We start from the raw sequence: 20,047 nt of genomic DNA, 5'->3' as shown, positions 1-20,047 counted from the left end.
ATGGCTTACGTACGTCAGCCCATACGAATACAGGCGGCGAATGTCGCCGCCTGTGAACGCCGTAAACGTTTACAGCATTCTTGACCCAGCCCGGTGTGGTGTCAAGAACCCACGCTACTTCAGCAGCGCGCGCGCTGCATCTGGCCCGAGAGCCAGCGGACGTTCGCAGGTCGTGGTCAAGGTGCGCACTTCGCCGGTTTCGCCCGCGATCAGCAGCGAGGTCATCACATCGACCACGTGCAGCGCCACGTCGAGGCCGCAGCGCGCCTTGTAGCTACCATCGATCGAGGCGATCATGTCGGCCAGGCCCGCCGTGCGATAATTGGCACGGCTTACCGGCTTATCCAGATCCTGGTTGGCGACACCAAACGGGTGGTTCCACGGCGTTACCGGCGAACGCGCGCCAGCTTCGTCGGTGGTCACCAGATCGCCACCGAAGAAATTGGGATCGGGAACGAAGATCGAGCCGCCGGTGCCATAAAGTTCGATATTGTGGTGTCCATGGGCAGACACGTCCCAGCTTGCGCCGATGGTGATGATAGCGCCGTTATGGAATTCGAGAAGGCCATGGATGGTCGTGGGCGTTCCCACCTTGACGAAGGTTCCCTTGTTGGGGCCCTCGGCAGTGACTTCGCGTTCCTTGCGGGCCATGCCGGTAAAGGCCGAAACGCGCTTGACCGGCCCGAGCAGATGCACCAGATCGGTGATGTAGTATGGACCCAGATCAAGGATCGGGCCGCCGCCAACCTGGAAGAAGAAATCCGGGTTCGGATGCCACATTTCCATGCCACGGCTCATCACGTGCGTGGTGCCGCTCATGATCTTGCCGAGTTGGCCGCTATCGATGATATCGCGCGCCTGCTGGTGCGCGCCGCCGAGGAACGTATCGGGGGCCGAGCCAACGAGCAGACCACGGGTTTCGGCAGCACCCTTGAGCTTTTCGCCTTCTTCGAGCGACAGTACGAACGGCTTTTCCGAATAGGAATGCTTGCCGGCCGAGATGATGTCCATCGACACATTATAGTGCTGGGCCGGGATCGTCAGGTTGACGATCACATCCAGCTCGCTGTTTTTCAGCAGCTCATCGGGGGTCTGGGCCCGCACGCCGAACTCGTCGGCGCGCTTCTGCGCAGCGGCCGGCAGAATATCGGCAACCGCGCGCACTTCGAGGCCCTTGAACATCGGGGCAAGACGCAGGTAAGCGGCAGAAATGTTGCCGGCACCCATGATGCCGACGCCATAAGTTTTGGCCATGTTAGACTCCGAAGGATTTAACGGTCGCAATCGACCGAGTGGCAAAGCGGGTGAGATCGGACGGATTGTCGTGCTCGGCGACGAAATAGCGGGCAGTAGTCTTGGTCTTGACCAGGTCCAGCAGGTCCTTCCAGGCCATCTTGCCATGCCCAACGTCAGCCCAGCCATCTTCATCCAGGTTCTGGCCGGCGGGAGCGATATCCTTGACGTGGACGGCAACAATGCGCTGACCGAACTTCTCCAGCCAGGCGAACGGATCGGCATTGCCACGCACGATCCAGGCAATGTCAGCCTCGATAGAAATATTTGGCGCCGCTTCGAGCAGCACGTCCATCGGGAAACGGCCATCCGGCAGCTTGGTGAACTCGAAATCGTGGTTGTGGTAGCCAAAGGTCAGGCCGGCAGCGACCAGTGGTTCGGCGGCCTTCGCAAGGCGCTTGCCAAAAGCCGTCCAACCAGCGGCGTCGGTCGGGCGCATGTCGGGATGCAGCCATGGGCAGATCAGCACCTTGATCCCCAATGCGTTGGCCAGCTTGATGGCCTGATCCGGCGATTCAACCAAATCCAGGCCAATATGGGCGCTCGGCATCGACAGCCCATTGGCATCGAGCTGGGCCTTCAGCGTTTCGAGATCACCATAAAGACCACCAAGGCCGGACTTGGTCGACGCATCGAGCCCGCCATAGCCTTCGACATACTTGTAGCCGGCAGCAGCGGCGATTTTTAGCACTTCGGCGATCGGCGTATTGCGGCCGCTATACAGCTGGAATGACATATCCATAAGTTTATTCCTGAGTTATCTGCCGTTGTCGGCGAAAGTCGTGACTTATTTCCAGCTCTTCCACGCATCCATGGTGCGCGTCGCAAAGCGGTTTAGGTCCGAGGGATTGTCGTGTTCGGCGACGAAATACTGGGCGCGGGTTTTGGAGCGGATAGTCTGGATCAGGCTGGTCCAGCCCATCGTGCCCTGCCCCACATCGGCCCAGCCGTCTTCGTTGGTATTCTCACCGGCCGGTGCGATGTCTTTTACATGGACTGCGGTAATCCGCTGGCCATAGGCATCGAACCACTTTTGCGGGTCCTGCTCACCGCGCACGATCCAGGCGACGTCGGCTTCCCACTGAATATCCTTGGCCGTATCGAGCAGGATATTCATCGGCAGCGACCCGGTTTCGGTCGGCCAGAACTCAAAGTGATGATTGTGCCAGCCAAAGCCGACGCCGGCCTTTTTGTACGTCTCGGCTAGTTGCGCCAGCGTTTCGGCCAGCTTGACCCAGCCAGCTTCCGGCTGTTTGCGTTCGTCGGCGCCGATGGCGGGGCAGAACACTGTCTTGATGCCGAGCGTTTCGACCGTCTTGAGCGTGGTGGAAACGTCCTTGAGCATATCGAGGCCGAAATGGCCGGTGGGCATGGTCAGGCCATTGGCCTTGAGCGCCACAGCGAGATTGGCAGCATCGGCATAGAGCCCGCCATAACCTTCTACCTGGCCATAACCAAGCGCCTTGAGCTTGGCGAGGACATCGGCAGTCGGCGGGAAATTACGGGCGCTGTAAAGCTGGAATGACAGTTCGGTCATGATTGGCCTCATGATGTTCTTGGTGTCGGACGCGACGCCGGAACGAATAGCCGATCGGTCGTACGGGTTCGCGCCGGTTCGACAGGTCAGTTGCTTGAAAAGTAATATCGCCCGCCGCTTGCTGGGCATAAACGCTGCCGGCGCACCTCGCGCCGGCAGAATTGCATTCAGACGCTAGAGACGATTGGTGCTTTCAGCGTCGAACAGCGACCCGCGAGCCATGTCGAAACCGACCACCAGCTTCTGGCCAACCTTGAGGATAACGTCGCTGTCGCACCGGAAGGTCACCGGCGTACCGGCAATCTTGGTCCAGGCCAGCGTATCCGAACCCATCGGTTCAACGATTTCGATCTCGACCTCGGCCGAGAACGGCATCGCCTTGACGGCGTCGCCAATGACGATGTGCTCGGGACGAACGCCAAGAACCGCCTTGATCGGACCAGCCGCAGGCGCCACTTCGAACTGGTAGGTCTTGGCGCTGATCTTGGTGCCATCATCGGCAACAAAGACCGGCTCCGCACCGCCGGTCAGCGTGCCCTTGATGAAGTTCATCGAAGGCGAACCGATAAAACCAGCGACATAAAGATTGACTGGCTTGTTGTAGATGTCGTGCGGCGTTGCCAACTGCTGGATCGTGCCATTTTTCATGATGGCGATCCGATTGGCGAGCGTCAGCGCCTCGATCTGGTCGTGGGTCACGTAGATCATGGTGTTCTTCAGGCGCTGATGCAGCCGCTTGATTTCAACACGCAGATCGGCGCGCAGCTTGGCATCCAGGTTCGACAGTGGTTCGTCAAACAGGAACACGTCCACGTCACGCACGAGGGCGCGGCCGATGGCCACGCGCTGGCGCTGGCCGCCCGACAGTTCAACCGGCTTGCGCTGCAGCAGTGGCTGAATCTGCAGGATTTCGGCAGCACGCGCCACGCGGCTTTCGATTTCCGCCTTGGGCATGCGAGACACCCGCAGACCAAACGACAGGTTCCGTTCCACGGTCATCTGCGGATAGAGCGCATAGGACTGGAACACCATGCCGATGCCACGATCCTTGGGCTCTTCCCACGTGACGTTCTTGCCGCCGATAAAGATCTGCCCTTCGGACACATCCAGCAGGCCGGCGATGCAGTTCAGCAGGGTCGACTTGCCACAACCCGACGGGCCAAGCAGCACGATGAATTCGCCCTGTGCAACTTCCAGGTCCAGCGACTCCAGCACTTTGACAGTGCCGAAATTCAGGCTGAGATTCTTGATTGAAACGCTTGATTGCATCGCTGATTACCCCTTCACCGCACCGGCAGCGATGCCGCGTACGAACCATTTACCCGAGATGAAATAGACGACGAGCGGAACGAGCGCCGTCAGGATGGTCGCGGCCATGTTGACGTTGTATTCGCGCACACCCGTCGTGGTGGTGACGATATTGTTGAGCTGAACCGTCATCGGCATGTTTTCGCGGCCGGCAAACACGGTGCCGAACAGGAAGTCATTCCAGATACCAGTCACCTGCAGGATGACTGCCACGATGGCAATCGGCACTGACATCGGCATCATGATGCGGAAGAAGATGCCCCAGAATCCAGCGCCATCGACGCGTGCGGCCTTGAACAGCTCCACCGGCAGCGACGCAAAGAAGTTACGGAACAGCAGGGTCAGGATCGGCATGCCAAAGATGGTATGGACGACCACAATGCCCGGCAGTGTTGCAAACAGGCCAACCTTGGACAGCCCGATGATCAGCGGATAGATCACCACCTGGTACGGCACGAAAGCGCCGAACACCAGTACGCCGAACAGGAATTCGGAACCCTTGTACTTCCAGAAGCTCAGGGCATAGCCGTTGATCATGGCGATCATGATCGAGACCGGCACGGAAAGCGCGGTGATCTTCACCGAGTTCCAGAAGCCCGGCTTCAGGCCATTACAGTCACGACCGGTACAGGCGGTGTCCCATGCCTTGATCCAGGGATCGAAGGTCAGGATCGCGGGCCAGTTGAACAGGTGGCCTTCGCGGATTTCCGGAAGCGTCTTCAGCGAGGTGACGATCATCACCCACAACGGCAGCAGGAAAAACAACGCGGCAATGATCAGAAAGCCATAAACGCCAATACGAGCAGGCGTGATGCGGCGTGGCTTGGCGCCCTGGGGCCCGACGAGAGCGGTGGAGCCAGACATAGTTTCGGTACTCATATTGCCTTGCTCCGCTTACGCGCTGCGCGCCACTGCAGGAAGTATTGAAGAGCGATCAGGATCATCACCGGCATCAGCATCATCGTTGCTGCCGCCATGCCCTGCCCCACATTCACGCGATCGGTGATGTGCTGGATGACGTAGATGGCGGGCATTTGCGTTGAAATGCCGGGACCACCCTGGGTCATTGCCACCACGATATCGAACACGCGAACCACGCCAGTGCATTGCAGGATGAATGCGGTCGCAATTGCGCCGCGCATCATCGGCAGCACGATGAACAGATAGGTACGCCAAGTCGGAATGCCGTCGATCTTGGCGGCTTTCCAGATTTCGCCATCAACGCCACGCAGGCCGGCAAGCATGATTGCCATGGTCACGCCGACGCCATTCCAGATGCCACCGATCAGAATGCCGTAAATCGCCGTCTCGTTCTTCACCAGCGGCGCAAACTGGAAGCTGGTCCAGCCCCACTGGCGGACGGCGGCCTGGATGCCCAGATTGGGGTCCATCATCCACTGCCAGACCAGACCGGTCACGACGAGCGACATGGCGAATGGATAAAGGATAATCGAGCGAAACAGATCTTCCTGGCGGATACGCTGATCCATGAACACGGCCAGCAGATAGCCAAAGCCCATGTTGAAGATCATCGACATAATGCCGAAAAACCAGATGTTATTGACCGATATCAGCCACCGGTCGGTCGACCACAGGCGCTGATACTGCGCCATGCCGATGAAGTTGAAATTCGGGAACAGCTTGGAATTGGTAAACGACCAGATGATCGAAAAGATAATGCAGATCACGAACACCCCGACCGCAGCCAGGATCATTGGGGTCGTACCGATAACGGATTGATAGTTGAACTTGCGGCGTGTGCGCGCGGGGCCGATGGCCTTTGCCGCAGTGCCGGATCTGGTGCCGAGATTGTCCTCGACAGGCGCGACCTGAGCCACGGCTTCCTCCTGAATAACGACGGGACTGCCCCCGCCACGAACAAAGCGCCGGGCAGCGCAATCCTGCGCTACCCGGCCTGTTTCAGCTTCTATTAATCAGCAGCCTTCAGGATATCGACATACTTGGCCTGAGCGTCAGCAACGGTCATCGTGTCGTCCGACCAGAACTGAGCAATCAAGTCGTTCATCTGACCGGTGGTATCGTTCGACAGCCAACGGCCTGCGTCTTCAGCAATGTTCTTCGGGTCCTTGATGATCTCAAGGCCCTTCTTCATGCAATCGTCAGCGAGCGACATATCGACGTCGTCACGGACAGGCATCGAGCCCTTGGCATTGTTGAACAGAGCCTGCACGCGCGGGCTGATCATCATCGAAGCAAGCTTGAGCTGAGCAGCTTCAACAGCGGCGTCCTTGTTCTTGGGGAACAGGAAGATGTCGCCGCCGGTGCTTACGGTCGGGTGATCGACTGGCAGAGCCAGGCAAGCATAGTCAACGCCTGGCTTCTTGCCAGCAACGCCGAATTCACCGCGAGCCCAGTCACCCATGATCTGGATGCCGGCCTGATCGGTGACGATCAGGTTGGTGGTGTCGTTCCAGTTACGGTTGGCCGAACCATCATCGCTGAACTGCTTGAAAGCGCGGAATTCTTCGAACACCTTGGTCATATCCGGACCTTCAGCGATCGACATATCCTTGTCCTTGAGCAGCGCCTGGCGCTTGTCGAGGCCGAGCATTGCAGTCTGGATCACGCCGAACGCGCCGTTGATCTGCCAGCTTTCGCCGCCGATCGCGAATGGAATGATGCCGGCTTCCTTGAGCTTCGGTGCCTTGGCAAGGAAGTCGTCGAAGCTGGTTGGCAGTTCTACGCCGGCCTTTTTGAACGCTGGGATAGAAGCCCAGGCCCAGTTCCACGAATGGATATTGACCGGAACGCACCACCAGTGACCATCAACCAGGCAAGCAGCCGAGATCGAAGCCGGGCGGATGACAGTTGCCCAGTTTTCCTTGGTTGCCAGATCGGTCAGGTCGAGCAGCTGACCACCGGAGATCAGTTCTTCATACTGACGACCAGGGTTGAACTGCGCCGCACCCGGGGGATCGCCACCGAGAATGCGCTGAAGCGTTGCTGCACGGGCGTTTTCGCCGCCAGCAATGGCGGTATCAACCCACTTGTCGCCGCCCAGTGCGTCGAATTCACGTGCGAACACGGAAACTGCAGCCTGTTCGCCGCCGGACGTCCACCAGTGGATAACTTCAACGTCAGCGGCGCGAGCCACAGACGTGCTACCCATAGCCGCAGCCAGAATGGCTGCTGCCGTAATAAGCTTATTCATAATGTCTCCTCCCAACATCACTTGGAGCGATGCGCTCCTGCGAATGCGGCCAGCCGCTCCGGCATCCTCTTTCGGGATATCGGGAACTGGCGGCGTGTAATCGATTGCATAGCTCTATTCAAAACCTGTGCAATCGATTTCATTAGCATCAGACACTTCTTGCGCGCCTGTCAAGATCGATTTAGACAGAATGCATAACTGACAGCCAGAGGGGGCGCTGCCAGGCATGAGTTTGACCAAAAAACCACCGACGATTCAAGACGTTGCGCGTTTTGCAAGCGTCTCGACGGCAACTGTGAGCCGGGCCATTTCGAACCCTGAGAAGGTGAGCGAGGGCACCCGTGCGCGCGTTTCTGAAGCGGTTCGGGCTACCGGCTATACCTTGAACCAATCTGCCCGTTCGCTTCGACAGCGGACGGCACGCACAATTCTTGTCGCCCTGCCCGATATCCGCAATTCATTTTTCTCGCTGATTCTTGATGCGATAGAACGTGAGTCGGCGGTGCGGGGTTATGGCGTGCTGGTGACAAACCGGTTTTCCGGCCCCAATCCGGCGCGCCGCTTGCAGGAATATTTCCTCTCCAACCGCGCCGATGGCCTGCTGCTGCTCGACGGCTCGCTCGACATTGAGCAATTGCGCTTGCTGACCAGTGAGCCGATTTCGGTGCCATTGGTCGTCGCCTGCGAAGAAATCCCCGGCGATTTCTTTCATACGGTCAAGACCGACAATGCTGCAGCGGCAGCCCAGGCTACGCGTCATCTGATCGAGCTGGGCCACACCAGAATCGGCCACATTCTGGGTCCCATTGGCAACGTGCTGACCGGCGAGCGTCTGCAGGGCTACACCAGCGCCATGCACGCCGCCCGGCTCGATATCGCACCGGAATGGCTGCTACCCGGCGATTTCCGCATGGAAACCGGCTACGACATCGCGACCCACTTCATGGAATTGCAAAATCGCCCCACTGCGATCTTCGCCGCCAACGATGAAAGCGCCATCGGTTTCCTCTCAGGTCTGCGGCAATACGGCATGGAGTGCCCGCGAGACATTTCGATTGTCGGCTTCGACGATCTGCCGTTCGCACCACATTTCCTGCCGCCACTGACCACCATCCGCCAGCCCCGGGAAGCGCTGGGCCGGCTGGCGGCAGAGGCCCTGATCGACATCCTTGAAGGCACCGGCCTGCCCCGCGGCCCAGTCCATATCGTGCTCAATTCCGAAATGATCCTGCGCGGCAGCACGGCCCGCCTGCCTCTCCGCTGACCGCATGGAGGAATACCAAAATCTGGCATTCAATTTTCCCCGAAATCAGCTAAACAACCCAAACCATCGCTGATCCCGTAGCTCAGCTGGATAGAGCAGCAGCCTTCTAAGCTGTTGGTCGGGGGTTCAAGTCCCTCCGGGATCGCCATCAATTTTGCTTCGCATGCTTGATGTTGCGACGAAGACGGATTTTCCTGAATTCGTCTTCCGGTCTCCGCTGGGACCTTCATTTTCCGGGTTTTGACGAAGGCGGATCGGTTATGTCGAAATCAAAATTTCCGTCGTCGGTCGCTTCGTCTGGCAGCAGTCCTGCCCGGCGCGGGTTGGGCGCCGTCATCACGCATTCTCGAATAAGCTGTTGAGTGACCGAACCTGAGGGGAAATCGGGCGGCTTAGGAGCTTCGCAATAGCTGGTTGAGGCGGCGATACGACCTCGAGTGGGAAGGCAGGTTGATGCAGGAACTGCAGCACGGCCAGGTCCACGCCTGGCACCACCTCGATTTCTTCGGATCAAATCGTCTTGCGGCCATGCACGGTCTCCCGAAAGGATGCGCTTCGTCCAACAGCGAAGTCGTGGACCTAGTCCTGGAGAAAACGTCCTGCCCAAATGTCAGGCTGCCCGCGTCCTGATAGGCCACGCTAAGGACGCTCCATCCAACGCGGCTGTCACACTATCTCGAAGCGGTCCTGGAACTCAGTATTGACCGAAATCCACTGGCCCTTGGTCTCGACACTTCAGTTCGAGAGCAGGCGGGAGATGCCGGGCACCTCCAGCAGATCGTGAGTCATGCCGCCAAGCATCCATTCGCGGAGCCTGCTGTGACCATAGGCGCCGCTGATCACGAGTTCGGCTCCTGCCTCCGCTGCGGCGTGGACAATCGTGTTGACCGCTCCATCGACATTTGGGAGCACATCTCCGTGCGCTTTCACGTCATGAGATTGGAGCCATGCGACGACATCGAGCATGCTGGCGCGTTCCGTTGCCAGATTGCCTTCGTTGACCACCACAACGCTCACGTCTCCGGCGGCCTTGAGAAAGGGCAGCGCATCAACGACAGCTCGACGGGCCTCCTTGGTGTCTTTCCAGGCCACGACGATCTTGCTGGCCTTGAGCGTGCGCTGGCCGGCAGCGGCAACTAGGATCGGCCGACCAGACCCAAGCAGCACCGCGCCGATATCTACGCCGATCGCCCTGTCCCGGGAGCCCACAATAATCAGATCGACCCGGCGGGCCATGCCGATGACCGTCAGGTCGGGGCGCTGCACGGCGCCGACCCAGTGGTGCCTCACCCCTGACGGGACTAGGGCCGCAAAGTCTTGCTCGGCAGCAGCGAGCGCGGCTTCGATTTGCGAGCACTGCTCCGCGTATAGGCCGCCCGCGGCGTCGCCCCCATCGATGGTCGCAAGCACGATTGGCGGCTCGACCGCAGCGATGCCCGTCAGCGTGGCGTGGTGGTGGCGGGCCAGGCTGGATGCCAGCGCCACCAAATCTGCATCGACTGAATCGATGTTGAGCACGACGGCAATATTGCGGATTTCCATAATCTGACTCCCCGTTTCGTCTGGCCATCTTAGGCGTCCCCGGGGCGGCTGCGTTTGATCGGGATCAATTCGGTGCGGTGTCCCACGCACAAAATGCACCCTGCCATTTGCGCCAAATCAAGAAGCTCACGTCGCGGTCGTGCTTTGAAGAGGACACGAGACGCACGCGCTCGCACGATCGGAGAGAGTGATGATGGAACGGATCAAGATCACGCAGCACACCTCGCTTGGCGCATTCTGGCTTGCCGGCTGGCTGTTCAGCATTGGCTACCTGCACCTCGATTTCTGGATGGGCGTGCTGGGCCTGTTCGTTTGGCCCTACTTCATCGGCGCGCATCTGGCGCCGGTGCTGACCTGATCCCGTCGGCAGACTTGGGACGGCCGCCGAGGCGGCGGCGCTGACGGCGTTCCTGCTGTCCGAAGAAGCATCCTTCGTGACCGGCAGCTACCATCTGGTGGATGGCGGCTATACGGCCCAATAGTTGGAAAGAAGCCACCATGACCAAGGCAACCCTCTATCGCATCGAACTCGAGCTGGCGCGCGAGCCAGGACACCCGGAAGGTGATCGCGATCATAGCTACCGAATCTACCTGCCGCTGATGGACGACTGGCACATCGATGCGTCGGCCCACAAGGCCATGCCTGACTGGTGCCGGGTGGTGCGCAAACGACCGGGTGAAGAGCCGGCGCACGGCCGTATTCTGCGTGGCCCCGGGGGGCGTTGGATGTTCGACTATTCCGATGCGAGCAGCCGGGACGACGAAGTGGGCTTCCGGCTTTCCGAGGAACGGTTTGTGGCCGGCGAATACATCTCGATCCGCGAGGATGACGGCAAGATGCATGTCTTCCGTATCGTTTCCGTGCAGCCGGACTGATCGGACTACCGCGCACTCCAGCAAGGCAGAAGAAATGCTCGAATACTCGATCGACGCACATCGGGAGGATGCCAGCGGCAGCATCGCACTGGTGCGGCAGGCCAGCGTTCCGCTCGACACCTCACTGGCAGGCCGTGCTGACGCCTTCAACCCCACCGAAATGCTGCTGGCAGCCTTGGCGGCCTGTATGATCAAGGGCGCGGAGCGGGCCTGCCCGATGCTCAACTTCGACCTGCGCGGGATGAGTGTGCAGTTGCATGCGTGCCGCCAGGATGCTCCGCCCCAAATTACCTCCATCGACTACCTGCTGACGGTCGACACCGGCGAGAGTGACCGTCGGCTCGAACTGCTGCACACAAACATCAGGAAGTACGGCACGATCTCCAACACGTTGGCCCGAGCCGTTGTGCTGCAGGGCCGAATTGTCCGGAAGGCATGACGCCCGCGGATTAGGACGCAATCGGCGAGTTCAGCCAGCATAGAACCGGTGTCTCTTGCCCTGACACGCCATGACAGGCTTCTTCGAGCAAATGCGGCGTGTGTCCGCCCTTGGCCTGCCCGCTCGAAATAGTCGGTCAGCTGAGCGCGATATTGCGGATGCACGCAATTGGTGATGATCGACGCGGCCCGCTCGCGCGGGGCCAGCCCCCTCAGGTCGGCCAATCCGATCTCGGTGACCAGGATATCGACATCATGTTCGGTATGGTCGACATGGGAGACCATCGGCACCACCGAAGACACCGCGCCGTCCTTGGCCAGTGATCGCGCCACGAAGACCGAGAGAGCGGCATTGCGGGCGAAGTCGACGGAACCGCCGATGCCGTTCATCATGTGGGTCCCGTTGACATGGGTCGAATTGACGTTGCCGTAGATGTCGAACTCAAGCGCGGTGTTGATGGCAATAATGTCCAGCCGCCGGATGACCTCGGGATGATTGCCGATCTCCTGTGGGCGCAGCACCAGGCGCTTCTTGTAATGCTCAAGGTTCCGAAACGCCCGCGCGGCAGATTCCTCGCTCAGGGTAATCGATGAGGCTGATGCAAACGCGAGTGTGCGGCACCGGCCGCTAAGCCAAGCAGAGGGATGACAACCAGCGCATCGGGCGGCAGGCGAGGTATGTCATCCCCTGGTTGCTCTGGAGAGCTGTCCCACGGGCGCAGACAGCTCCTCAAACTACTTCAGACTGCGTGGAGCGGGAACGCTGAGGCCGCGGGCCAGCAGTTCTCGCTTGATGCTCGGCGGCATCTCCCGGCAATCACAGTTGGAGGCGTGTTTGATATGCCAGATTACGCGTTCATCGAGCGTCGCGTTTCGTGGCATCTTGTTGATGGCATGCCATTCCCGGTTGATCGCCATTGCGTTCCTTGCCTCACCCTATTGGTGCATGCGCGCTGCGGCGTGGAAATACTTCCGGGCCACCGCGACCAGTTCAGCATCGCTGGGATGATCCATCGGTTCGATGGCCCAGATCCGCTTGGCGATGGCCGGAAATCTGTCATTCAGGTAGCCGGCCAGTTCGGTCCTCGCCCTGCCAGGGCCGACGATCATGACGGCCTTGGCCGGCCCAAGTGCCTCTGCCACGTCATTGAGGAAGTCCGGGCTCATCGGCTCGGTGCCAATCCCGACGTGATCGGCTTTGCGGTGAATATGATGCTTTGGCCCCCCGTCCACGATTGCCTGTTTGTCGGCGTCATGGGTGGTAATGCCGAAGACCTTGGCTTCGTAGTGATCGATCCAGACGCAAAAATGATGCACGTGCAGGCTCCTTGAACACAGCTTTAGCCGACCCAACTTACGCCAGTTCGCCGCGGCCGATTTGATCTGGCGCAATTGGAATGCGCAGCGGCGGATGCGGCCCGGCGGCAAGGCTAATGGGACAGGAAGATGGGTAGACGCGGCGCGTGCAGGACAGTGTGGGTCGCGCCGCCCGGGATGAATTCCTGCAGCCGGTTTCTGCCATAAGCGCCCATGACCAGCAGATCAGCTTCCTGGCCGACTGCCATCGCTTGCAAGGTGTCGCCGACTGGCGAGGTTCCAAGTTCCCAGTGTGATCGGCCAAATTGAGCCAGGTCAATGCCAGCCTTACGGCAGTGCGATACTGGGCTGAGTAAATAGGAGACTGATCATGACCGAAGACCCCAAGACGGCGTGGAAAACTTTCACCGAGGAGATCGAGGTGACTGGCCACCAGCTCGTCGAGCAAGTCACGCGCCTGGTCGCCGAAGGCAATGTGCGACAACTGCAGATACGGTCTGAAAAGGGCGACGTTTACCTCACCGTGCCGTTGACCGCCGGCGCCATCGTTGGCAGCGTAGCGGCCATCGCCGCACCCTGGCTGGCAGTCATCGGCGCCATAGCGGGTCTGGTCGCCAAGGTCAGGATCGTGATCGTGCGGGAAACGCCGCCAGTGGAAAATGAAACCGCCCCCGACGGCGGCGAGGCTCCGTCAGGCGACTGACTGAACGGCAGAGGCAAGCTACCTTGCGATGAATGAGCACGATTTCCTCGGCCTGACACTGCCGGGCCTTATATTCTCGACCATCGACCCTGCCATGACGGCCATTGGCGATGCGCAGCGGCGCCTCTGCCGGAGTCAGATCGGATATTATCGAGACCCCCGTTCGCCGCCGTCTGGCGGCCGGGCCATATCTCCGTGCGAATGAAGCTCATCTGGGGTCTTCTGGCTTGCCAAGCTGCATTTGATCCAGAACTCGGCCTGCACCCGGGACTCCGTCGACGATGACCCGGATCACTCGGCGTTCATTTTCATCGCGGATTGTCCCTCTCAGCTGAATGGTTCCTTCAATCACCGTCACCGTGGGGCATATGGACGGGTGCAACATTTCGCGTAGGCGGGCCGCGATGCTGAGGCAAAGCGCTTCGTTGCCCCAAGCTATGAGAGATGGTTTTGAGCGAGCGATAATCCCAATCAAATCGGCCCTGCTGACGACGCCAACCAGGTGCCCCTCGCGGATGACGGGCACTCGCTTTATCTTGCGGCTGCTGAAGAGCGACGCGATCTCCTCGATCGTGGTCTCCTCGTTCACCGTGACGACGGGTCGGGACATCACATCCTGGACGCGCCAACTGTGCGACTTGATGAAGTCATCGCGGGCCTGCTGCGTTGACAGCTCCGGCGCGGGGCCATGGCCGAGTTCCATGCGATCGATGAGGTCCCCTTCAGTCACAATACCGACCATCGTTCCGTCATCGTCGATAACAGGCAGGCCGCTGACGGTGTTGTCGAGCATGATTTGCGCCGCATGGGCGATGCTGTTGCCCGGGCTCAGCGTTACGACATGTTGCGACATGACGTCCTTGGCTTTCATTACGGTCTCCTAAAGATACATGTCTCAAAACACCGAGTATTCGCCGGATCAAACGGCGGATCACCCAATCAACGTGCGAGCCCATTCGCGAGCGCGCTCAATCTCGCCCGCCTTGAGCGGGCCTTCGTTGCCTGTCACCAGGAAGGCACCCGGAGCGCCTCGTAGTTCGATACCGTGGCCACGTAGCGCAGCCGCCATGTGGTGGTTTGCGTACCCTCCCACGTCAATCACCCACCTGAGGGGCTCAGGCTGGACTGTTTCAAGATCTAGCCTGGTGTCGAAGACAGCCGCCACCATGCCGTTCGGAAACCCGTCCAACCCGGCGAGATACTCCTGAATTTGTGGCGTGGGCCGGAAGCCACGGGTGGGCGAGCCGATGATCAGCAGATCTGTGCTGGACAGATCGGTCTCTCCAGCGTCCTGCATCGTAGCAAGCCTTACTTGATTGTCGCGTCCTAGGGCGTCCGCCACGGCATGGGCCACCTTGGCGGTGTTACCGAAAATGCTGTCGAACAAGATTGTGACGTTCATGATCGCCTCCGCAGGATCACCGCTAGCAAGAATGGGGGCTGCCATCCTTGATTTGGCTCAATTCGCGCGCCACGCTCACTGAGCCCGGGGCCGGTGGTACTGCTGACCTTGCTAACCTGCTGCCAAGGAATCCGAGCGACGGATACACGAGCCGGCAAGAACGGAGATTTTGGCGTCATCGAGCCGGCAATTGAGCCAGATCAATCGACCGGGCAACTGACAATGACACGATGCCGGAGGGCAAAAGCCGACGGGCGCCGCCACACCGCCGATCAGGTTCAACGAAAGCAAGGCAGGGTATACTTTGCAGAGTCTCGCAAGCGGCCGTTTCGCCCTCAGCCTCAACAGGGGCTCGTCAAGCCTGAAATTCGCTCTGTTCGAAACGGAGGGGAATACTCGGCGCCTTGGCGGTCAATTCAGCAGACTAGGCGGCCCAGACCCCATTTTTGAGGCCGATGGTCACGGCGCTGAGCCGTTGGCCTTGGCGGGCCCGGCCGGGGTGCTGGAGTTTCTATTCAACTGGATCGCACGTCAGACCGACGCTACAGCAATTTCGGCGATCGGACACCGCATCGTCCATGGCGGGGCCCGCTATCGCCGCCACTGCCTGGTCGATGATGCGCTTTTGACTGAACTTGAGCGCATCGCGGCCTACGCACCTGAGCACCTGCCGGCGGAGATCGAGATGATGCGCTCGTGTCGGCAGCGGTTTCCCGCCCTGCCGCAAGTTGCTTGCTTCGATACCGCCTTCCACAGCGATATGCCATTGGTCGCCCGGCTGTTGCCACTTCCGCGCCGCTTCTTCGATCAGGGCGTCCAGAGGTACGGGTTTCACGGACTGTCCTACAGCTTTCTTCTGAAGGAGCTGCAAAACCTGGCTGGCGAGCAACTGGCAAATGGTCGGTTGATCCTGGCCCACCTCGGCAGCGGCGCCAGCCTCGCCGCGGTCCACAACGGGCAAAGCGTCGATACGACGATGGGGTTTACCCCGGCTTCCGGGATACCGATGGGTACGCGAAGCGGCGACCTCGACCCGGGCCTGATGCGCTACCTCGCACAGGCAGAAGGCATGGACGGCACGACCTTCGATCGCATGGTCAACCATCAATCGGGCTTGCTTGGCCTGTCCGAGACCAGCTCGGACGTCCGTGATCTGCTGGCAGCGGAGGCGAGCGACCCACGAGCGCGCGATGCGCTCAGCTTATTCTGCTATCGCATCGTACAGAATATCGGCGCCTTTTCCGCGACCCTGGGCGGCCTCGACGCGCTCGTTTTCAGTGGCGGTATTGGCGAGAACTCCCCCGCGATCCGTGAGCGAGTCTGTGACGGTCTGGCTTTCCTAGGCATCGAACTGGATGGGGACCTCAATCAAGCCGGCGCCCCGGTCATATCACGTCCAACGTCTCGCGTGCCGGTTCGCATCATCGCTACGAACGAGGAAGCGGTCATCGCCGCGGCCATCGTCACCCTGCTGCAGCAGAAGGATACTATGCCATGAAGGCTCCACTCTCACCCGACCAGTTGGCAGGCATCCATGCCTATTGGCGGGCCGCGAACTACCTCTCGGTCGGCCAGATCTACCTGCGGGACAATCCCCTACTCACCGAAAAGCTAGTGCTTGCCCATGTGAAGCCGCGTCTTCTCGGACATTGGGGAACCACGCCCGGTCTCAATTTCGTCTATGCCCACCTGAACCGGGTGATCAAGGCGATGGACCTCAATATGATCTATGTCACCGGCCCCGGGCATGGCGGCCCCGGATTGGTCGCCAACACCTATCTTGAGGGGACCTATAGCGAACTCTATCCCGCAGTCTCCCAGGATACCGCCGGCCTCAAGCGTCTGATGACCCAGTTCTCATGGCCGGGCGGCATTCCCAGCCATGTCGCCGCCGAGGTGCCAGGCTCGATCAATGAAGGAGGCGAACTGGGCTATTCGCTCATGCATGCCTACGGCGCCGCTTTCGACAATCCAGACTTGGTCGTGGCCTGCGTGGTTGGCGACGGCGAGGCAGAAACCGGCGCACTGGCAACGAGTTGGCACTCCAACAAGTTTCTCAATCCGGCACGCGATGGCGCAGTTTTGCCGATCTTGCACCTGAACGGCTACAAGATTGCCAGTCCCACCGTGCTATCGCGGATCAGCCATGACGAACTCGCTTCGCTGTTTCGCGGCTATGGCTACACGCCCTACTTCGTCGAGGGCAGTGAGCCGAAAGCCATGCACCAGTTGATGGCGGCAACGCTCAACACGGTCCTGGCCGAGATCAGGGCCATCCAGACGCGTGCGCGCAGCGGCGGGGATACGGACCGGCCGCTTTGGCCGATGATTGTCCTGCGGTCCCCCAAAGGATGGACGGGTCCGAAGGAAGTTGACGGCAACCCAACCGAGGGGACCTGGCGCTCCCATCAGGTGCCGCTAGCCAGACTGGCTGAGGATCCAAGCCATCTTGAAATCCTCGAGACTTGGCTTCGCAGCTACAAACCTGAGGAATTGTTCGACGCAGCGGGCCGGCTGAAGCAGACCTTGGTCGAGCTGGCCCCGACGGGCATCCGCCGCATGAGTGCCAACCCCCACGCCAATGGTGGACTGCTGCTGGTCGACCTGAAATTGCCGGACTTCCGCGACTATAGCGTGGATGTCGCTGTGCCTGGCGCGGCAATCGGCGAAGCCACGCGTGCGGCGGGCCAATACCTTCGCGACGTCCTCAAGCTCAATATGGATGCAAGCAACTTCCGTATCTTCGGCCCGGATGAAACCGAATCCAATCGTCTCGGAGCGGTGTTCGAAGCGACCAGCAGGGTGTTTATCGGCGATCAACTCGACACCGACAGGCAGTTGGCGGCCGATGGACGGGTTATGGAAGTGCTCAGCGAGCACCTCTGCCAAGGCTGGCTCGAGGGCTATCTTCTGACCGGCCGGCACGGCTTCTTCTCCTGTTATGAAGCCTTCATCCACATCGTGGATTCGATGTTCAACCAGCATGCAAAATGGCTGAACGTGGCCAAGGACGTGCCGTGGCGCAAGCCGATTGCCTCGCTCACCTATCTGCTGACCTCCCATGTCTGGCGCCAGGACCATAATGGTTTCAGTCATCAGGACCCGGGCTTCATCGACCATGTGATGAACAAGAAGGCGAGCGTCGTGCGGGTCTACCTGCCGCCAGACGCAAATACGCTCCTGTCTGTCGTCGATCATTGCCTGCGCAGCCGCGACTACATCAACGTCATCGTCGCCGGCAAACAGCCCGCTCCCCAATGGCTGGATCGGGAGGCCGCAGCGGCGCATTGCGCGGCTGGCCTGGGCGCCTGGGAATGGGCCTCGACCTGTGGTGCGGAGGAACCAGATGTGGTGATCGCCAGCGCCGGCGATGTGCCGACCCTGGAGGCCCTTGCCGCCGTCATGATCCTGCGCGAGCAGTTTCCCGATCTCAGGATGCGCTTCGTAAACGTGGTCGATCTGATGGCGCTGCAGGCACCGAGCCAACACCCGCACGGCATGGACGATGCCGCGTTCGACGCCATATTCACACCCGACAAGCCGGTGATCTTCGCTTATCACGGCTACCCGGCCTTGATCCATCGCCTGACGTATCGCCGCCGCAACCACGACAACTTCCACGTCCACGGATTTCAGGAGGAAGGCACCACGACCACGCCATTCGATATGGCGGTCCTCAATGAGCTTGATCGCTTCCACCTCGCAAAAGCCGCCATTGATCGGGTCGACAGGCTGTCAGATCGGCGTGGGGCCTTTGCTGAATATGTCGGGGCATGTCTGGCCAGGCACACCGCATATACGCGCGAGCATGGTGAGGACCTGCCTGAGATCCGCAACTGGGGCTGGACGGCGGCGGAACAACGGCGATCCGAATTGACCTAGATCAACACGTAGATAGAGACGCCCTGCCACCATGCGTCATGGCGCCTGCAACCGGAGGCACGCATGGAACGACCTCGCCGGCTATCCCCATCGATCCACAGTTTCCCGAACCAATTCGCAGCGTCCGCGACAACGGAGTGTGCCCGCATTGCCATGAGCAGCGCCCTTGCGGGGTTTGACCCGGGCGTCTCGGGAAGCGTTGCGCACGGCCGGGCCGTTCTGTCCGGCGAGGTTGCCACCGAGGGTGAACGGCAGCTCATCGAGCGGTCGGTCCTACGGCTGCATTGCGTGACAGATGTCATCGACGACATCGTCGTCCGCCCGCCCGCGCCGGCCGCTGACAAGTCGCGGGCTTCCCCGTGGACGACCGCCGAGGTCGTTCAGCCAATCATATTCCTTACCAGCTACTGCACGCTGCGGGAGGACATGCTGGCGGATGCCATAAATGATGGTCTCGGGGTTTTAAGCAAGGAACTCCATGGCAGTGCGGGAGCGGCCGAGGTCATCGTATTCTACTACGGCTGGCATAACGACGCAGCGCTGATCGACATTGCCATCCCCGCCGCCGATGCACTTGATCGACCTCGTGCCAACATTTTGCGAGCATCGATCCTACCCCACAGCAAGCGCAGCATTGTGCCAACCGGTGGGGTAACGGGCCTGCGGTCCGCCCGCCGTCAGCTCCGTTTGAAGGCTGGGGCGCTGATCACCGATCAAATCTTCCGCATATGGCAGCGCGTGCCACTTCGAAACGGAGCCCTGCCAGAGAACTGGCTTGGCGCCATCGTCTACTGCGCCGTCTGAGCGCGACGAGTGTCGCGAATATTCGGATCCGGGGCGTTGATCCTAGCAACGACTTGCGGCGTGGGAAGGGTGACCGGCTTTCCGATGATTGGACGGTCGACCGTCTATTTGGTGACTGCCGGACCGGGTTCGGCTCGATTCGGTCTGGCGAGCACTGGTCGAAGCACGGTCCGCGCCTGTTGCCGCCGCATCATATAATCCGGTGGCCGCGCGATGAGCTCGAAAGCCCACATTCAAGCAATGGTGGCGGCTGTGGGTGACATTCCACTCAAGGCACGCTCATTCGGCACAATAAATTCCATAAAGCGTTGTCAGCACTTGTTTCACCGCGTCCGAGGCGATGCTGTAGTGGATCTGCTGGCCGTCGCGGCGGGTTTTGACAAAGTCCCAGGCCCTGAGCTTTGAGAGGTGCTGCGAGAGGGGCGATTGTCCGAGCCCCACCCGCTCGCCGAGTTCGGTCACATTCATCTCGCGCTCCAGCAGGTTGCACAGGATCAGCAGCCGCTTGG

At 60.1% G+C, this 20,047-nt stretch carries 22 protein-coding genes, 1 tRNA gene and 3 pseudogenes; 11 read left to right on the top strand and 15 right to left on the bottom strand.

Annotation, left to right across the window (positions count from 1 at the left end; genetic code table 11):
- Positions 1-114: 114 nt before the first annotated feature.
- The 7 genes from ABIT12_RS09435 to ABIT12_RS09405 all read right to left on the bottom strand — a co-directional run bounded on the left by ABIT12_RS09435 (position 115) and on the right by ABIT12_RS09405 (position 7,310).
- Positions 115-1,254, bottom strand: a complete 1,140-nt coding sequence (locus ABIT12_RS09435) for a Gfo/Idh/MocA family oxidoreductase (RefSeq protein ID WP_348045041.1) — start codon at positions 1,252-1,254, stop codon at positions 115-117.
- A 1-nt stretch (position 1,255) separates the two neighbouring features.
- Positions 1,256-2,035 carry a sugar phosphate isomerase/epimerase gene (locus ABIT12_RS09430; RefSeq protein ID WP_348045039.1) on the bottom strand — a complete coding sequence of 260 codons (780 nt, stop codon included), beginning with the start codon at positions 2,033-2,035 and terminating at the stop codon, positions 1,256-1,258.
- A 45-nt stretch (positions 2,036-2,080) separates the two neighbouring features.
- The gene (locus tag ABIT12_RS09425; protein WP_348045037.1) at positions 2,081-2,830 is read right to left on the bottom strand and encodes a sugar phosphate isomerase/epimerase; all 750 of its coding nucleotides are present in this window, start codon (positions 2,828-2,830) and stop codon (positions 2,081-2,083) included.
- 174 nt (positions 2,831-3,004) lie between these two features.
- The gene (locus ABIT12_RS09420; protein ID WP_348045035.1) at positions 3,005-4,099 is read right to left on the bottom strand and encodes an ABC transporter ATP-binding protein; all 1,095 of its coding nucleotides are present in this window, start codon (positions 4,097-4,099) and stop codon (positions 3,005-3,007) included.
- A gap of 6 nt (positions 4,100-4,105) precedes the next feature.
- The gene (locus ABIT12_RS09415; protein ID WP_348045033.1) at positions 4,106-5,017 is read right to left on the bottom strand and encodes a carbohydrate ABC transporter permease; all 912 of its coding nucleotides are present in this window, start codon (positions 5,015-5,017) and stop codon (positions 4,106-4,108) included.
- The gene (locus ABIT12_RS09410) at positions 5,014-5,976 is read right to left on the bottom strand and encodes a sugar ABC transporter permease (RefSeq protein WP_348045031.1); all 963 of its coding nucleotides are present in this window, start codon (positions 5,974-5,976) and stop codon (positions 5,014-5,016) included. The genes ABIT12_RS09415 and ABIT12_RS09410 overlap by 4 nt, the downstream gene beginning before the upstream one ends.
- 92 nt (positions 5,977-6,068) lie before the next feature.
- Positions 6,069-7,310 carry an ABC transporter substrate-binding protein gene (locus ABIT12_RS09405; protein WP_348045029.1) on the bottom strand — a complete coding sequence of 414 codons (1,242 nt, stop codon included), beginning with the start codon at positions 7,308-7,310 and terminating at the stop codon, positions 6,069-6,071.
- A gap of 226 nt (positions 7,311-7,536) precedes the next feature.
- Between ABIT12_RS09405 and ABIT12_RS18335 the strand changes: the two are divergent.
- The 3 genes and pseudogenes from ABIT12_RS18335 to ABIT12_RS09395 form a co-directional block, all read left to right on the top strand.
- Positions 7,537-7,680, top strand: a pseudogene (locus tag ABIT12_RS18335) (LacI family DNA-binding transcriptional regulator); the annotation flags it as partial.
- Positions 7,681-7,692: 12 nt separating this feature from the next.
- Positions 7,693-8,574: a substrate-binding domain-containing protein gene (locus ABIT12_RS09400; protein ID WP_348045027.1), complete on the top strand. Its 882-nt coding sequence runs from the start codon at positions 7,693-7,695 to the stop codon at positions 8,572-8,574.
- 71 nt (positions 8,575-8,645) lie between these two features.
- A tRNA-Arg gene (locus ABIT12_RS09395) sits at positions 8,646-8,722 on the top strand.
- Positions 8,723-9,309: 587 nt separating this feature from the next.
- On the opposite strand, the gene ABIT12_RS09390 is transcribed toward ABIT12_RS09395, so the two are convergent.
- On the bottom strand, positions 9,310-10,116 hold the full coding sequence (locus ABIT12_RS09390) for a universal stress protein (protein ID WP_348045025.1): 807 nt from the start codon (positions 10,114-10,116) through the stop codon (positions 9,310-9,312).
- A gap of 190 nt (positions 10,117-10,306) precedes the next feature.
- Between ABIT12_RS09390 and ABIT12_RS09385 the strand changes: the two genes are divergently transcribed.
- The 4 genes and pseudogenes from ABIT12_RS09385 to ABIT12_RS09370 all read left to right on the top strand — a co-directional run bounded on the left by ABIT12_RS09385 (position 10,307) and on the right by ABIT12_RS09370 (position 11,431).
- A complete protein-coding gene (locus ABIT12_RS09385) occupies positions 10,307-10,474 on the top strand; it encodes a hypothetical protein (protein WP_348045023.1) in 168 nt (55 codons plus the stop codon).
- 1 nt (position 10,475) lies between these two features.
- Positions 10,476-10,598, top strand: a pseudogene (locus tag ABIT12_RS09380) (SDR family oxidoreductase); the annotation flags it as partial.
- 16 nt (positions 10,599-10,614) lie between these two features.
- A complete protein-coding gene (locus ABIT12_RS09375; protein ID WP_348045021.1) occupies positions 10,615-10,992 on the top strand; it encodes a hypothetical protein in 378 nt (125 codons plus the stop codon).
- The gene (locus ABIT12_RS09370; RefSeq protein WP_348045019.1) at positions 10,943-11,431 is read left to right on the top strand and encodes an OsmC family protein; all 489 of its coding nucleotides are present in this window, start codon (positions 10,943-10,945) and stop codon (positions 11,429-11,431) included. The genes ABIT12_RS09375 and ABIT12_RS09370 overlap by 50 nt, the downstream gene beginning before the upstream one ends.
- Positions 11,432-11,469: 38 nt before the next feature.
- Here the strand turns inward: ABIT12_RS09370 and ABIT12_RS09365 are convergent.
- The 4 genes and pseudogenes from ABIT12_RS09365 to ABIT12_RS09350 all read right to left on the bottom strand — a co-directional run.
- A pseudogene (locus ABIT12_RS09365) lies at positions 11,470-12,042 on the bottom strand (acetyl-CoA hydrolase/transferase C-terminal domain-containing protein); the annotation flags it as partial.
- A gap of 123 nt (positions 12,043-12,165) precedes the next feature.
- The gene (locus ABIT12_RS09360) at positions 12,166-12,348 is read right to left on the bottom strand and encodes a hypothetical protein (RefSeq protein ID WP_348045017.1); all 183 of its coding nucleotides are present in this window, start codon (positions 12,346-12,348) and stop codon (positions 12,166-12,168) included.
- A gap of 18 nt (positions 12,349-12,366) precedes the next feature.
- Positions 12,367-12,747, bottom strand: a complete 381-nt coding sequence (locus tag ABIT12_RS09355) for a translational machinery protein (protein ID WP_348045015.1) — start codon at positions 12,745-12,747, stop codon at positions 12,367-12,369.
- Between the two features lie 113 nt (positions 12,748-12,860).
- Positions 12,861-13,004, bottom strand: a complete 144-nt coding sequence (locus tag ABIT12_RS09350; protein ID WP_407065610.1) for a hypothetical protein — start codon at positions 13,002-13,004, stop codon at positions 12,861-12,863.
- Between the two features lie 113 nt (positions 13,005-13,117).
- Between ABIT12_RS09350 and ABIT12_RS09345 the strand changes: the two genes are divergently transcribed.
- A complete protein-coding gene (locus ABIT12_RS09345; protein WP_348045013.1) occupies positions 13,118-13,450 on the top strand; it encodes a DUF4342 domain-containing protein in 333 nt (110 codons plus the stop codon).
- Positions 13,451-13,658: 208 nt separating this feature from the next.
- Here the strand turns inward: ABIT12_RS09345 and ABIT12_RS09340 are convergent, their stop codons facing one another.
- Entirely contained in the window at positions 13,659-14,321 is a 663-nt protein-coding gene (locus ABIT12_RS09340; RefSeq protein ID WP_348045011.1) for a CBS domain-containing protein, read from the bottom strand.
- A 60-nt stretch (positions 14,322-14,381) separates the two neighbouring features.
- Positions 14,382-14,852: a flavodoxin domain-containing protein gene (locus ABIT12_RS09335; protein WP_348045009.1), complete on the bottom strand. Its 471-nt coding sequence runs from the start codon at positions 14,850-14,852 to the stop codon at positions 14,382-14,384.
- A gap of 304 nt (positions 14,853-15,156) precedes the next feature.
- Between ABIT12_RS09335 and ABIT12_RS09330 the strand changes: the two genes are divergently transcribed.
- The 3 genes from ABIT12_RS09330 to ABIT12_RS09320 all read left to right on the top strand — a co-directional run bounded on the left by ABIT12_RS09330 (position 15,157) and on the right by ABIT12_RS09320 (position 19,538).
- Positions 15,157-16,350 (top strand): acetate/propionate family kinase, encoded by a 1,194-nt coding sequence (locus ABIT12_RS09330; RefSeq protein WP_348045007.1) that lies wholly within the window; start codon positions 15,157-15,159, stop codon positions 16,348-16,350.
- Positions 16,347-18,734, top strand: coding sequence for a phosphoketolase family protein (locus tag ABIT12_RS09325; RefSeq protein ID WP_348045005.1), 2,388 nt, complete (start codon positions 16,347-16,349; stop codon positions 18,732-18,734). Before ABIT12_RS09330 ends, ABIT12_RS09325 begins: the two co-directional genes overlap by 4 nt.
- 153 nt (positions 18,735-18,887) lie before the next feature.
- Entirely contained in the window at positions 18,888-19,538 is a 651-nt protein-coding gene (locus ABIT12_RS09320; RefSeq protein WP_348045003.1) for a BON domain-containing protein, read from the top strand.
- 279 nt (positions 19,539-19,817) lie between these two features.
- Here ABIT12_RS09320 and ABIT12_RS09315 read toward each other — a convergent pair.
- Positions 19,818-20,047: metalloregulator ArsR/SmtB family transcription factor (locus ABIT12_RS09315; protein ID WP_348045002.1), on the bottom strand; the 230-nt coding region annotated here is incomplete at its 5' end.

It is taken from the genome of Devosia sp. (assembly GCF_039927955.1).
Lineage (GTDB): Bacteria > Pseudomonadota > Alphaproteobacteria > Rhizobiales > Devosiaceae > Devosia.
Note: the sequence above shows the minus strand (reverse complement) of the source record. Positions and strands in the feature narration are given on the sequence as shown.